This window comes from Pseudomonas sp. NPDC087336 (assembly GCF_044744285.1).
Taxonomy (GTDB): domain Bacteria; phylum Pseudomonadota; class Gammaproteobacteria; order Pseudomonadales; family Pseudomonadaceae; genus Aquipseudomonas.
In genome coordinates, this window is sequence record NZ_JBIUYA010000005.1 from 57,839 (window position 1) to 72,108 (window position 14,270).

The 14,270-nt window shown below is 62.7% G+C and carries 12 protein-coding genes; 8 read left to right on the plus strand and 4 right to left on the minus strand.

Annotated features, from left to right (window positions below):
- Positions 1-13: 13 nt before the first annotated feature.
- Both ACIO0C_RS06625 and ACIO0C_RS06630 read left to right on the plus strand, forming a co-directional pair.
- Positions 14-904 carry a transketolase gene (locus ACIO0C_RS06625; protein ID WP_401309362.1) on the plus strand — a complete coding sequence of 297 codons (891 nt, stop codon included), beginning with the start codon at positions 14-16 and terminating at the stop codon, positions 902-904.
- A gap of 3 nt (positions 905-907) precedes the next feature.
- Positions 908-1,888 (plus strand): transketolase family protein, encoded by a 981-nt coding sequence (locus tag ACIO0C_RS06630; RefSeq protein ID WP_401309365.1) that lies wholly within the window; start codon positions 908-910, stop codon positions 1,886-1,888.
- Between the two features lie 498 nt (positions 1,889-2,386).
- Here ACIO0C_RS06630 and ACIO0C_RS06635 read toward each other — a convergent pair whose 3' ends face one another.
- Entirely contained in the window at positions 2,387-3,292 is a 906-nt protein-coding gene (locus tag ACIO0C_RS06635; protein ID WP_401309367.1) for an NAD-dependent epimerase/dehydratase family protein, read from the minus strand.
- Positions 3,293-3,434: 142 nt separating this feature from the next.
- Here ACIO0C_RS06635 and ACIO0C_RS06640 point away from each other — a divergent pair, with 142 nt between their 5' ends.
- Complete coding sequence (locus ACIO0C_RS06640; RefSeq protein WP_401309370.1) at positions 3,435-4,364, plus strand: LysR family transcriptional regulator; 930 nt, start codon at positions 3,435-3,437, stop codon at positions 4,362-4,364.
- A 105-nt stretch (positions 4,365-4,469) separates the two neighbouring features.
- Complete coding sequence (locus tag ACIO0C_RS06645) at positions 4,470-5,252, plus strand: SDR family NAD(P)-dependent oxidoreductase (RefSeq protein WP_401309373.1); 783 nt, start codon at positions 4,470-4,472, stop codon at positions 5,250-5,252.
- Positions 5,253-5,267: 15 nt separating this feature from the next.
- Here ACIO0C_RS06645 and ACIO0C_RS06650 read toward each other — a convergent pair whose 3' ends face one another.
- Entirely contained in the window at positions 5,268-7,394 is a 2,127-nt protein-coding gene (locus tag ACIO0C_RS06650; RefSeq protein WP_401309376.1) for a TonB-dependent receptor family protein, read from the minus strand.
- 180 nt (positions 7,395-7,574) lie between these two features.
- Positions 7,575-8,528, minus strand: a complete 954-nt coding sequence (locus tag ACIO0C_RS06655) for a LysR family transcriptional regulator (RefSeq protein WP_401309379.1) — start codon at positions 8,526-8,528, stop codon at positions 7,575-7,577.
- Positions 8,529-8,679: 151 nt separating this feature from the next.
- Between ACIO0C_RS06655 and ACIO0C_RS06660 the strand changes: the two genes are divergently transcribed.
- The 4 genes from ACIO0C_RS06660 to ACIO0C_RS06675 all read left to right on the plus strand — a co-directional run bounded on the left by ACIO0C_RS06660 (position 8,680) and on the right by ACIO0C_RS06675 (position 12,461).
- Entirely contained in the window at positions 8,680-9,513 is an 834-nt protein-coding gene (locus ACIO0C_RS06660; protein WP_401309381.1) for an amidohydrolase family protein, read from the plus strand.
- Between the two features lie 61 nt (positions 9,514-9,574).
- Positions 9,575-10,921 carry an MFS transporter gene (locus tag ACIO0C_RS06665; protein ID WP_401309384.1) on the plus strand — a complete coding sequence of 449 codons (1,347 nt, stop codon included), beginning with the start codon at positions 9,575-9,577 and terminating at the stop codon, positions 10,919-10,921.
- Positions 10,921-11,661 (plus strand): SDR family NAD(P)-dependent oxidoreductase, encoded by a 741-nt coding sequence (locus tag ACIO0C_RS06670; RefSeq protein WP_401309387.1) that lies wholly within the window; start codon positions 10,921-10,923, stop codon positions 11,659-11,661. Before ACIO0C_RS06665 ends, ACIO0C_RS06670 begins: the two co-directional genes overlap by 1 nt.
- Positions 11,658-12,461 carry a sugar phosphate isomerase/epimerase family protein gene (locus ACIO0C_RS06675; RefSeq protein WP_401309390.1) on the plus strand — a complete coding sequence of 268 codons (804 nt, stop codon included), beginning with the start codon at positions 11,658-11,660 and terminating at the stop codon, positions 12,459-12,461. The genes ACIO0C_RS06670 and ACIO0C_RS06675 overlap by 4 nt, the downstream gene beginning before the upstream one ends.
- A 128-nt stretch (positions 12,462-12,589) precedes the next feature.
- On the opposite strand, the gene ACIO0C_RS06680 is transcribed toward ACIO0C_RS06675, so the two are convergent.
- Positions 12,590-14,143, minus strand: a complete 1,554-nt coding sequence (locus ACIO0C_RS06680; protein ID WP_401309393.1) for an amino acid permease — start codon at positions 14,141-14,143, stop codon at positions 12,590-12,592.
- Between the last annotated feature and the right edge of the window lie 127 nt (positions 14,144-14,270).

The window sequence follows — 14,270 nt, forward strand, 5'->3', positions numbered from 1 at the left end:
CTGGACACGACACATGACTGATTTGACGACGCAACACTTGCGCGAAAATGCACAGCGCGACTTTCAATTGACCGACGAAGAGCTGGCCCGGCTGCGGGAAAAGGCCCAGTTCATTCGCCTGGAAACCATTCGCCTGATCGAAATCGCCAAGGTTGGCCACTACACCTCGGTGTTCTCCGCCGCCGAGCTGTTCGCCGCCCTGTATTACGACGTGATGGACCTGCGGTTCGCCGAGCCGAAATGGCCCGATCGCGACCGTTTCATGATGGGCAAGGGGCATGCGGCGGTCGGCCTGTTTCCGGTGCTGGTGGAGTGGGGGTTCTTCGAGAAAGAGATCCTCGACAACTACACGCGCCTGGGCAACCCGCTGGGCGATCACCCGGACATGCGCAAGGTCCCGGGAGTGGATTTTTCTTCCGGTTCCATCGGCCATGCCTTGTCCGGCGGGCTGGGCATGGCCCTGGCTGGGCGAATGCTGGGCAAGTCGTTCACCACTTACGTGATGCTCGGCGACGGCGAAATGCAGGAAGGCCAGGTGTGGGAGGCGGCGCTGGGCGCGGCTCACCACAAGGTCCACAACCTGGTGGCGATCATCGACCGCAATGGCTATCAGCTCGACGGCAACGTGGATGACGTGATCGGCATCGAGCCACTGGCGGACAAGTGGATCGCCTTCGGTTGGGAAACCCATGTGGTCGATGGCCATGACCTGGCGGCGGTGACCAGCCTGCTGCGGCGCCTCAAGGCCGACACCACGCGCACGCAACCGGTGTGCGTCATCGCCAATACGGTCAAGGGCAAAGGCGTTTCCTACATGGAAACCGAGCCGGGATGGCACCTGGGTTATCTCGACCCGCAAGACGCACAACGCGCTATCGATGAAATCAAAAGCAAGGTGATCTAAGCCATGAATACCGCACCTCTGTCGAACAACTCCTGGCAGTACCGGGAACTGAACAGCCAGACCCCCAGCTTGAATGCCTTGTCCGATGCGCTGATCGAACTGGTCGAGCGCGGCGAGCCGGTGGTCGCCGGCACCGCTGACCTGCAGTACTCCAATGGTTTGTCGAAGTTCGCCGAACAGCATCCCGAGCGTTTCGTGCAGTTCGGCATTTCCGAACAGAACATGGTGTCCGCCGCGGCCGGGATGGCGGCGGTGGGCATGAAACCGTTCGTGGCGACCTTTGCGTCTTTCCTGCCGTTGCTGTGCTGTGAGCAGATCCGCATGGACGTGGCCTACTCGGCACTGCCCGTGCGCCTGATCGGCCACCACGCCGGCATCTCCCTGGGCTTCTATGGTACCTCGCACCACGCCACCGAAGACCTGGCGATCATGCGTTCGATCGCCGACATCACGGTGGTCGCACCGGCCGATGGCAATCAGCTCAAGGCGGCGATCCTGGCTTCGGCCAACTACCCGCAACCGATCTACTTCCGCATTCAGCGCGGGCGGGATCCGGTGGTCTATGACAGCGTTCCGGACTTTGTCTTCGGCAAGGCCACGGTGCACCTGACGGGCGATGAACTGACCATCATCGCCACCGGCTCCACGGTACACCCGGCCCTTGAAGCCGCGCGGGCCTTGAATGCCGCCGGACGTTCGGTGGGCGTGATCGACATGACCACCATCAAGCCGCTGGACCGCGAGGCGGTGCTGACTGCTGCGCGCAACAGCCGGGCGATTCTCACCGTGGAGGAGCACAACATCATTGGCGGATTGGGCGGGGCCGTGTGCGAAGTCATCGCCGAGGAGGGCATCGGTGTCAAAGTGCGGCGCCATGGCCTCTACGACGAATACAGCCTGATTGCGCCGCCCACCCATCTCTATCGGCATTACCGGCTGGATGCGGCGGGGATCGAAAGCGTCGCGCTGGAGGTGTTGGGTTAAGCCCATTTCTCCCTGACTGTGTTACCCCTTTTTAGGCTTTATGAGCCTGGCGTGCGGCGGGGGACTTCATTGATGAAGGCCCTGGTCGCACGTTTTTTTTTGCCTGGGATTTTTTGTGGGGAGTGTTTTGGTTTTGGGCCTGATGGGTCATGGGTGGGGGTTGAGTACATATCCATTGCTGCGGTAACGGCTGCTTATGGTTCCGCTCTTTCAGCGGGTCACTTTGAAAAGCGCAAAGTAACCAAAAGCTCTAGCCCCACCACTCGGTGCCTCGCTTATGGCTCGGCATGCCCTCTCTCTGGCATTGCTCTGTGGGCCACTGCGCAATGCCTGCGTTCGGCCAGCGTGGTTAACGGGGCGCCCAGATCAAAAACAAAAGCGAGGCGGCCTTAAAGCCGACCTGATTTCAAGTGAACACGTGATCGTTCCAACGCTCTGCGTGGGAACGATCACATCGCGGACACACCTGGAATCAGGTCGGCTATCAGGCCGCCAATATCACCACTGCACACCACTGTTCTCGATCCACTCCAGAATCGACTCACGCTTGGGCTTCCACCCCAACAACACGCGGGCGTTCACGGCGCGAACGCGGCTGTTGGAGCCAATGGCGAAGCGCGCCCAATCACCCAGCAGGGCAATGGCCTCATCCGCAGGCCAACTGCGGATCTCACCACCGAAACCCAGCGACTTGCTGATGGACGTGGCAATCTCGAGGAACGATGCTTCGCCGTTTTCAGCAAAGAACAGCGAGGCGGATGGGGCTTTCTCGATGGCCAGGCGATACAGCTCCGCCAGGTCCTCGATGTGCACATTGGACCAGCGATGCACGCCGGCACCCATGTACGCGCCGGCGCCGTACTTGCGCGATTGGGCGAACAGCTTGGGCAGTTGGTCGCTTTTGGACGGCATCCCCAAGGACTCGCCGTAGATCATGGTCGGGCAGAACACGATGCTGCGAATGCCCTGTTCGACGCCGGCGCGACGCACGATCTGGTTGATTTCGACCCGGTCCTTGCGGATGTCCATCGGGGTGAAGGGCGTCTCGTCGGTGAAGATCTCGGCGCGCTCATAAGCACCGCGTGCATCGTCACCGACCACGCTCGAGCCCGACGTGTGCAGCAGCACTTTTGCGCTGCCGCTCAATGCCTTGATGAAGGTTTGCACCGAAGCCAGGTGGTCCGAGTTCGCGGCGTTGACCACCGCATCGGCCCAACGTGCCTGTTCAGCGAGAATAAAGGCGTCATCCAGGGTGCCGAGCACCGGGCTGATACCCAGGGCCTGCAAGGCACTGCGCTGCTCCGGGTTGCGCAGCAGGCCCCGGACTTCATGACCCGCATCCACCAGGTATTTGGCCACGGAGCCGCCGATGTAGCCGGTCACGCCGGTAACGAAAATCTTCAATGTCTTGTCCTCGTCGCTTATGTGATTACCGCCCTTTGCCGAGCAGCGGGCGGGTATTCCAGTTTCAGGAACGCTTCACCATACGATTGGCCCCGCATATGAGCTAGACTGCTTGAAGGATAATCATCTGTGAATTCAGTTCGTGATAAACATCAAAGACATCAATCGATCCGGCGAGATGGAAGTCTTCACCCGGGTCGTCAACGCCGGTACCTTCTCCGAAGCCGCGAGGCAGCTGGACATGTCGCCCTCGGCCGTCAGCAAATTGATAGCGCGCATGGAGGCTCGCCTCGGCGCGCGCCTGCTGCATCGTTCGACCCGGCGCCTGGAACTCACCGCCGAAGGCGAGCGCTTCAACAGTGAATGCCTGCGCATACTTGAGCTGATCGATTGCGCCGAGCGCGATATCGCCAACGTGAGCAAACCCAGCGGGCTGATCCAGGTCAATGCGAACCTGCCGTTTGGCCTGCATTGCCTGCTGCCACTGCTGCCGGATTTTTTCGCGGCCTATCCGGACATTACCCTCAACGTGGAACTCACCGACACGGTTGTCGACCTGCTCGAGCGCCGCGCCGACATTGCGATCCGTACCGGGCCGATGAAGGAGTCCAGCCTGGTGCAGCGCCGCCTGGGTGAGAGCCGCATGCTCACCGTGGCTTCACCTGGTTACATCGCGCGCTGCGGCCAACCGCAGAACCTTGACGACCTGCAACGGCATAACCGCCTCAGCTTCGGTTTTCATCGACATTCCCAGGCCTGGGTGTTTCGCGGCACCGACGGCCAGCGCATCGAGATCGAGCCTAAGGGCAATGTCTTGCTCAGCGATGGCGAGAGCATGCGTCGCTCGGCACTGGCGGGCCTGGGGATCGCCCGCCTTGCGAATTTCCACATCCACGACGATCTGCAGGCAGGAAGCCTGGTGCCGGTGCTGCAGGCGTACGACAGCGGGGAAACCGAGGCGATTCATGCCGTGTTCATTGGCCCCGGCCAGCAGTTGCCGCACCGCGTGCGGGTGTTTATCGACTTCCTGCTGGACAAGGTCAGTGCGCAGTTGGCGAATGGCCGGGTGTGAGGCGCTTTCAGCCGTTGGCTAAATCAGTCTTCAGCAATCCTTGAAAATCGTCGAACCGGGTCTGGGGCATGATGGCGCGCATAACGACAAAAGAAGGCTGCCCCCATGGATTACCAACTGACTGGAAAAACCGCGCTGATCACCGGTGGCGCGACGGGCATCGGCAAGGCCATCGCCCGGCGTTTCATCCTTGAAGGCGCCCGCGTGGTCATCAGCGGGCTCAATGAAGAGGAGGTCGGTACGGCGCTGCAAGAACTGGGCGAGGGCAGCAGCGGCATGGTTGCCGACTTGACCGACAACGCAGAGGCCGAGCGTCTGGAGGCCCTGGCCAGCGAGGCGGGGCCGATCGATTTTCTGATCAACAACGTGGGCATCTTCGAGGTGCGCGACTTTTTTGCAACCGACGACGCCCAGTGGCTTCATTACTTCAACGTCAATGTCATGAGTGGCGTGCGCATGACGCGCCTGGTGATGAAGGCCATGCTTGAGCGTGGAGAGGGTTCGATCGTGTTCATCAGCAGCGAATCGGCGGTCAAGCCACAGCCGTGGATGGTGCACTACGGTGCGATGAAAACTTGCGTGCTGGGCATTTCTAGGGCGTTGGCGGAATTGACCAAAGGCACGGCCGTGCGCGTCAATTCGATACTGCCAGGGCCGACCGCCACCGAGGCGGTCAAGCGCTATCACCGGGAAATCGCGGGGCAAAAGGGCATCACCGCGCAGCAGGTGGTCGAGGATTACTTCGACGAAACCGAACCGACTTCACTGATCCGGCGCATGATCGACCCCGACGAGGTGGCCTGCAGCGTTCTGCACCTGGCGGCGTCACCGGCGCTCAATGGCATGGCGATGCGCATCGAAGGCGGGACCATACGCTCGATCCTGTAGGGCGTTGGGCGTCGCTTACAACAGGCTCCACGACACCCCGACATACACCCCCATACCTTCACCCGGCGTCGACCGCGCTGCGTCCAACCCTTTGTCGTCGTAGCCCGGCGTGACGGTGGCGGCGTAGTGCTTGTCGGTCAGGTTGCGCATGTCCACCCATGTTTGCCAGTCACCCTTGGGCGCGTTGTAGCCCAGGGTCGCGCCGAACAGCGCGTAGGGATCGGCGTAGTAGCTGTTGGCGTAATCGACCGCCACCTTGGACACCCATTGCGTATTGAGCGCGGCGAAGAAGCCCTGGGGCCAGTCGTAGCGCAGCTCGCCCTGGTAGTAGTGCATCGGCAGGCCCGGCAGACGGTTGTCGCCGAAGCGCTCGTCGTCCTGGTAGTGGAAGTCACTGAAGGTGTAGCTCTGGCGCAGGCTCAGTTGACCGCCATCGTCGCCGGACCACAGGTTGCTCAGCAGGCTGGCTTCCACGCCCTGGTGCACGGTAGGGCTGGCATTGAGCTCGTAGGGCGTGGTGGCGTTGGCATCCGGCAACACCGAGAGCAATTCGTGGCGCACTTGGGAGTAGTACCAGGCCAGGCTCCATTGGCCCATCGCGCTGTCGCCGCGACCGCCCAGTTCCAGGGTGGTCGCGGTCTGGTTTTGCAGCTCGACCGGATCACGCTGGGTACCGGTGGCGGGGCCGCTGCCGGCCGGGAATCGAATGTTGGAGCTGTAGATCAGCGACCAGGGGTGCGGCGCCTCGACCGAGCGGCTGAGGTTGCCGAACAGTTGCAGGTCGGGTGTCAATTGGTAGCGCAGGCCCAGGCGCGGGGCATAGTCCCAGTCGCCCTGACTGGTCTTGCCACCGCCTTGCGGGTAAGTCACCGCGCTTTCCCGGCGGGTGTAGATGGCAGCGAGGCCCGTGGTCAGCCACAGGTCGTCGGCGATCTCCAGGTCATTGCCCACATGCAGGACGCTGTCGGAACCCTGGTAGGTGAAATTGCGCATGGGCGTGCCCGGCGCATAACCTGCGGTGTTGCCGGTGGGGATGCGCACCTGCTCGCTGGCGCCGGCGTTGGGCAGGTGCTTGGTAACGCGCAGGCCCAGGGTGCTCTGGCTCTGCAGTCCCCAGAGGGTGTCGCGACGCTTGTAGTCGAAGGTGCCACTGACATCCGTGTACGCGACCTTCAGGCGGTTGGGACCCTCGCGCAAATCCATGGGATAGTCATGGTAGGCAAGGCCGGCCTGGATGCTCGAATCGTCATCGATGAACCAGGTGGTCTTGTTGCCGATGAAGGTGCTGCCCGGCTGTTCACGGCGATCGTCGCGCGCCACGTAGGCGGGGTTGGCCGCGCGCGGGTCGTGCTCGATGGAGTGCTTGGTGACCCGTCCGGCGAGGTCGTTGTCGGTCTGGCGGTAGCGCAGGTAGAAGCGCGTTTCCAGGTTCGGGTTGAAGCGATAGCCGAAGTTGGCGATGACACCCTGGCTCTCGCTGGCGGTGTGATCCTGATAGCCGTCCGCGCGAGCGTCGGTCAGGGCCAGGTAGTAGTCGAAGTCGCCCAGCACCTGCCCGGAGCTGACCTGACGCTGCTGATAACCGTGGCTGCCCGTGGCATAGCGTACCTGCAAGCGCGGTGCGTTGTAGCCGGTATGGCTGACGTAGTCGATGGCCCCGCCCAGGGCCAGGGCTCCGCGGTCGAAACCGTTGGCGCCGCGCAGCACCTCCACATGGTCAAGCCATAGCGGCTCCAGGAGCTCATAGGGCGTGCCGCCGGGGCCGGTCAGCGGCAGGCCGTCGAGCATGGCGTACAGGCCCGAGGCATGGGCGCCCGGCGCACGGTTGATGCCCGATCCGCGGATCGAGATCTTCACCCCTTCGTTGCCCGCCGACTGGGCATAGATGCCTGGCTGATAAGCCAGCACATCCTGATTGCTCGCCACCCGGCCCTGCAGGGGGCGGCGCATGTCGACCACGTTGGTGCCGCCAGGCACCTGGTCGAGCCGCGCCTTGGCGTCCTCGATCCCCTGGTCCTCGTCACTCGGATTATCGGCCCCGATCAGCACTTGCCCTAACTCCAGTCCCTGGCCCTGGGCGATCGCCGGACAAACAAGGGCCAGGCCCAGCAACGCGGCGGACAGGGATTGGGGCGAGGGCATTGATAAAACTCCAGACGGGGGAAAACGGGCAGTGAAGTCTGCGACGTATGAAAGAACGAAGGGAACACATCACGATTTTGCTATTTTGCCAGGAACAGGCTCATCGGCAGGGGCGAGCCTGCCGTGAAATTGCGAGCGCCGATGTCTGCGCGCCAAGCGCTTCAAACGGGCCTGCGCTGATCAGTCGAAGCTCGGCAACTCGACCCCGGGGATCGCCCGACCCAGTTTGACCGCCTGGCCATGCAGCACCTGCATGAGCTGTGCGGCCGACTGTGAAAGCGGCTCGAACCGCGAGTAGACGAAACTGATATCGAAGTGAATCGCTTCAACCAGCGGCACCACGACCAGGCCGCTGTCCTGGGCCACGAACTCATCGATGATGCTCAGGCCCATGCCTTGCTTGACCAGGGCTACCGCTTCGTTGGCATTGGTGAAGTTGAGCATCGAGTGCAGGTTCAGGCCCTGGCGTTCGATCTCTTCGGCCAGCAATCGGCCAAAAGGCATGTCGGGGCGAAACAGCAACAACGGCTGGTCGACCAACTCGTGCAGTGACAATGAAGCGCTGTCGGCCAAAGGGTGATCAGCCGGCATCACGCAGACCATGCGCGCGCGCATGAAGGCCAGTGAGTGCAGATGGTCGTGGATCAGCGGCAGGGCGGAAATGGCCAGGTCGACTTTCTTCGAGAGTATCTGGTTGGGCATGTCGCCCATCAACGTCGTTTGCCATTCGATGTTCAGTGACGGCATTTCTCGCTTGAGCCGGGCCAGGGCGACCGGGATGACTACCGTCGACAGCGATGCACTGCAGCAGATGCGCAGCTGGCGGTTCGGGCCGTTGGCCAGGGCCCGGGCGCATTCGTTGACCGCCAGTGCGGCCTGGTAGACACGCTCGACTTCGCGGTAAAGGGTCAGCGCCTCGGCGGTGGGCACCAGGCGATTGTTGATGCGCTGGAACAGACGGTAGACCAGCCGGCTCTCGATATAGGCGATCAGCTTGCTGACCGCCGGCTGCGACACGTAGAGCATTTTTGCCGCACCGCTGATCGAGCCAGTGAGCATCACCGCCCGGAACACTTCCATGTGCCGCAGCTTGAACACCATCGAGGTGGCGTCGGGGCCTTCGCCGTTGGGCATGGGTCATTAACCTTTGGTTATTGTTCGAGCGATCTGTGTATGAGCGCTATTCACCGCCTGGCCGTATCGTCACTGCAACGCATCGCCCAAAAGCGGCGAAACAATAACAAAGATCAGTGAGCAAGCGCAGTGACGCTTGGCAGGAGCAGCCTTGAGCATCTACGACGAACCCAAGATCGATTGCCATAACCACCTGTTCGACCCCGCGCGGTTTCCCTATCGCACCGACACAATCTACGCACCCGCCGGGCAGGAGGTCGCGACCCTGGAGCAGTTCGGTCGGGTAATGGACGCCTATGGCGTGCAACACGCGTTGCTGGTGGGGCCAACCAGTGGCTACCGCACGGACAACCGTTGCCTGCTGCATGCGCTGGCGCAAGGCGAAGGCCGTTTCAAAGGGATCGCGGTGGTCGAGCACGACCTCAGCCTGGACGAACTGGCAGCGCTCAAGGAACAGGGGGTGGTGGGCGTCGCCTTCAATCCGGCGCTGGAAGGCATGGCCAGCATGGTTGGCGTCGCAGGCCTCTTCGGCCGGCTCGCCGAGCTGGATTTGTTCGCCCAGATCCAGGTGCAGGGCAACCAGCTGGTCGAGCTGCTGGGCTTGATTGAATCGACTGCGCCACGGCTGCTGATCGACCACTGCGGCCGTCCCGAGGCCCGCGCAGGCGTCGCCCAGCCAGGGTTCCAGGCGCTACTGGGTCTGGCCGGTAGCGGCAGGGCCTGCGTGAAAATCTCCGGCATGCAGAAATTCGCCGCCCACGATCATCTCCAGGAGCAAGCCGGTGCGTACGTACGTGAGCTGATTCAGTCCTTTGGCCCGGATGCTTGTGTGTGGGGCTCGGACTGGCCGTTCATTCGCGAGCAATCGCGGGTGGACTACGGGCCGCTGCTCAAGCTGGCCGAGCAGTTGATGGCCGATGCCAGTGTGCGCAGGAAGGTGATGTGGGACACGCCGCGCCGACTGTTCGGATTCGGCGAGCGTTGAATCCGCCCTCGGGCGGGCTGTGCTGGCGCAATACCCCCGATAACAACAAGGAACAAAAACAATGACGACCGACAATCGATTCGTAGCGGCAACGCTCGCCTGTCCGGCGGCGCAAAGCGTCAGGACCCGCACCCGGTTCATGATCCTTGCGCTGATTTCCGGTGGCACCATGATCAACTACCTGGATCGCAGCGTGATGGGCATCGCCGCGCCCAGCATCAGTGCCGACCTGGGCCTGAACGCGGTCATGATGGGGCTGATCTTTTCCGCATTTTCCTGGACCTACGCCGCCGCGCAGATTCCTGGCGGCATTCTGATCGACCGCTTGGGCACCAAGTTCACCTACTGGCTGGCGCTGACCCTATGGTCGGTATTCACCGGCCTGCAGGGCCTCGCCCAGGGCTTTCTTTCGCTACTGGGCTTTCGCTTGCTAGTGGGCGCCACCGAGGCACCGTGCTTTCCCACCAACAGTCGGGTGGTCGCGACCTGGTTCCCGCAAAGCGAGCGGGCGCGGGCGACCGGCATCTATACCTTCGCCGAGTACGTCGGGCTGGCGTTTCTCACGCCGCTGCTGTTCTGGGTGCTGCACGCCTATGGCTGGCGCGTGTTGCTGGTGGCCGTGGGCATCCTCGGTGTTCTGTATGGCCTGGTGTGGTGGCGCAAGTACCACGAGCCCCACGAGTCGACCACGGCCAATCAGGCGGAGCTGGACTACATTGCCGCGGGCGGCGGGGTGGTCGATGGCGGGCAGAAGGCCACGCGCTTTCGTTGGTCGCAGATTCCGGCGTTGCTCAAGCATCGCAACATGTTGGGGATCTGCCTGGGGCAGTTTGCCTGTAACTCGACGAACGTGTTTTTCCTGACCTGGTTCCCTACATATCTGGTCACCGAGCGGCACATGCCCTGGCTCAAGGTGGGTTGGGTCGCGGTGCTGCCATTCATTGCCGCTTCCCTCGGCACCCTGGCCGGTGGCTGGCTGTCGGACGCCTTGCTGCGTCGCGGCTACTCGCTGAATGTCGCGCGCAAATTGCCGGTGATTGCCGGTCTGTTGACCGCATCAGTGATCGTGCTGGCCAACTACGTGGACTCCGACGCGCTGGTGATCGCCATTCTCTGTGTGGCCTATTTCGCCCAGGGCATGTCCGCACTGGCCTGGATGATCGTGTCCGACATCGCCCCCAAAGGCCTGCTCGGCCTGAGCGGTGGCGTGTTCAACCTGTTCGCCAATGCGGCTGGCATCGTCACCCCGCTGACCATCGGCGTGATTGTCACCACCACCGGCTCGTTCGTCTGGGCCCTGGCGTTCGTTTCCTCGATCACCGTGCTGGGCGCGCTGTGCTACCTGTTCATGGTGCGCGATCTGCGCCGCCTGCCTGAAATCCAATCCGTACAACAAGGAGCAGTTTGATGACTCGATACCTGGAAGGCCAGACGGCCATCGTCACCGGCGGCATGCGTGGCATTGGCCTGGGCATCGCCCGTCGCTTGCACAGCGCTGGCGCGCAGATCGTCATCTGGGACCTGGCGGTCGATGGCTGGGACAGCGTCGCCAATGGCTTTGAACCGGTGTTGCGCCAAGCCGTCAATGTCGCCTCGCTGGCATCCGTGGAGGCGGCTTTCAAGGAGGTCGTCGCCCAACAGGGTCGCGTCGATATCCTGGTCAACAATGCCGGGATCAATGGGCCGGTGATGCCTTCCTGGGAGTACCCGCCAGAGGCCTGGGACCAGGTCATCGCCATCGACCTGACGGGGGTGTTCTATTGCTGTCGCACCGTTATCCCACATATGCGCGAGCGTGGCTACGGACGCATCGTCAATGTCGCCTCGATGGCTGGCAAGGACGGCGTGCAATACATCTCGGGGTATTCGGCGGCGAAGGCGGGTGTCATCGCGTTTACCAAGGCGGCGGCCAAGGAATTGGCCCAGGACGGCGTGCTGCTCAATTGCATTGCCCCGGCCATGGTCGAAACCGGGCTGATGGCGGAAATGACCCCCGAGCACATTACCGCAAGCAAAGCCAAGATCCCCATGGGGCGTTTCCTGCAAATCGAGGAGATCGCCAACATGGTGACCTGGATCGCCGGGCCCGAGTGCAGCTTCACCACGGGGTTTGTGTTCGACCTCAGCGGCGGCAGGGCCACCTATTGAGCGGCCTCGGTGTAGCGCACCTGACCGCGCTGGAACTGGCGCCCATCGAGTGGGTACGCGAGGCGGCACGCGCCGGTTTCAGTTCAGTCGGGCTGCGCCTGCACCCGGCCATGGCGGGTGGCATCGCCTACCCGCTGTTGCCGGGCAGCCAGGCGCTGCGGGAGTTGAAGACTGCGCTGGATGCCGAGGGCGTGACGGTCAATGAGATCGAATTTGTCGAGCTCACACCGCAGGTGAACATCGCCGAGCTCGCGCCGCTGCTGGAGTCCGGGGCGCAACTGGGCGCGCGTTGCCTCACGGTATCGGGGGACGATCCGCAGCATTCGCGGCTCACGGATAATTTTGCCTCCCTGTGCCAGTCGGCGGCAGGTTATGGCTTGCGTGTCGATCTGGAGTTCATGCGCTGGCGCCACATTGCCAACCTGCAACAGGCCGTCGCGTTGATCGTGGCGGCGGGCCAGGCCAATGGCGGCGTGCTGCTCGATACGTTGCACCTGTTCCGCTCCGGCGGCGACGCCGCTGCCGTGGCCGGACTGGAACGGCGCTATATCCATGGCGTGCAGTGGTGCGACGCGCCAGCGCAGGCACCTACGGGGGAGGGCATCATCCGCGAAGCCCGCGAGGGTCGCTTGCCGGCGGGGCAGGGGCAACTGGCCTTGGCGGGATTGCTCGAGGTGCTGGCGCCGCAGGTGCACTGGAGTGTGGAGGTGCCGTGCTCCGAGATTTGTGCACCTGAGCGGTTGGCGCAGGCGTTCACGATGACCCGGGCGTGGTTGGACGGTTATCGCAAAAACCTGTAGGAGCCAGGCTTGCCGGCGAACCGGACCCCGGGGTGTATCTGCTGCACCGCGTCATCGTTCTTCGCCGGCAAGCCTGGCTCCTACGGATGAATCATGTTCCGCGGCGTGTCAGGCAAGCCGCCTTCGCTTCAGCGCTTGTCCAACGCCGCTTCCGCCGCCGCGATTTCAGCCTGGCGCTTGACGATCACGTCGCCCACCGGCGGTCCCTGGAAGCGTCGCGCTTCGAAACCGAACCAGACGATGGCCGTCAACACCAGGAAGCCGATAGTGATGTACAGCGCCCAGTCGTTTGGTGGCTGGATGCCGATGACGAAGATGATCACCATCGACAGGACCGAGAGCAGGGCGAACACCGTGTACCAGAAGCGCCCCATGTTCCACGGTCCCATGGTCGGCCATTTCGAGGTGCCGTAGGCGAACAGACCCAGTACGATGGGAATGACGAAGGAGAAGAACAGGAAGATCACCGTGCAGGAGACCACGATGGTGTAGACCGGCGTCTCGCCGATCGATATCACCGACGATCCCCAGACGAACAGCACCGCGAGTGTGGCACCGGTCCAGATGGCTGCCACCGGGCTGCGAAAGGTTGGCGAGACCGAGGCCAGCGCTTTCGAGCAAGGCAGGCCGCCGTCGCGGGAGAACGCGAAGATCATGCGTGAAACCGAAGTCACGGTCGCCAGGCCACAGAGCACCTGCGATATGAAAATCGCCAGGTACAAGCCGTCCTTGAGCAGCGGATTGACCTGGGTATTCATGGCCCAGAAGAACACGCTCCAGCCTTGCTTGGCCGCTTCGTCCATGCTTGGCAGCATCAGCACGAACGCACTGAGCATCACCCAGCCGAACAGCAGCGACCAGACCACCGACATGACCATGCCCCGCGGCACTGAAATGGCCGCATTGCGGGTTTCCTCGGAGGTGTGGGCGGAGGCGTCGTAGCCGGTGATGGTGTAGATCGGCAGCAGCAGGCCGAGCATGAAGATCCAGCCGTTGGAGACTTCCGGCCAAACGCCGCCACCCGCCGCGCCGGAGTAGTTGCCGAAGGTCACCAGCCGCGAGAACTCGAAACTGGGGGCGGAGATCAGGCAGACGATGGTCAGCGCCAGTGCGGTGGCGAAGATCAGGTAGCCGGAGAAATCGGTGAGCCTGGCGGTCAGGCCGATTCCCAGGTGATTGCACAGAGCCTGGAGGCCGGTGAGGATCGCCAGGAAAATCACCCGTGTCGTGGTGGTGTCTTCCATGCCCAGCGTGGGGCCGAAGGCGCCGAAAAAGAAATAGTAGGTGCCGACGTTGATCGCCCCGAGCACCGTGACCAGCCCCAGCAGGTTGAACCAGGCCGTGAGCCAGCCGGTGAACCGGTTGCCGAGGATCGAGCCCCAGTGATACAGGCCGCCAGCGGTGGGGTAGGCCGAGGAAATCTGCGCCATGGCCAGGGCGAACACCCCGGAAATCAGGCAACCGATCGGCCAGCCGATACCGATCGACGCACCGCCGGCGCCCGAGGTGCCCTGGGCGAGTGAGTTGATGCCGCCGGAGAGGATGCAGATGATCGAAAAGGAAATCGCGAAATTGGAGAAAACCCCCATTCGTCGCGAGAGCTGCTGCGCATAGCCCATGCTGTGCAGCACCTTGACGTCATCATCGTGCGCGTCGGTGCCGGGCTGGCTTGCTGGGTTCATTGTGGTGTGCCCCTTCAGGTTTTGATACGCAGCCACCCGGCGCTCCGGATGGATTGGCTTTCAACCCCTTGTCGTACTGCTCCTGTTTGCAACCGGTGAAACTTGCCTGCTTTTCTGTAGGAGAAAA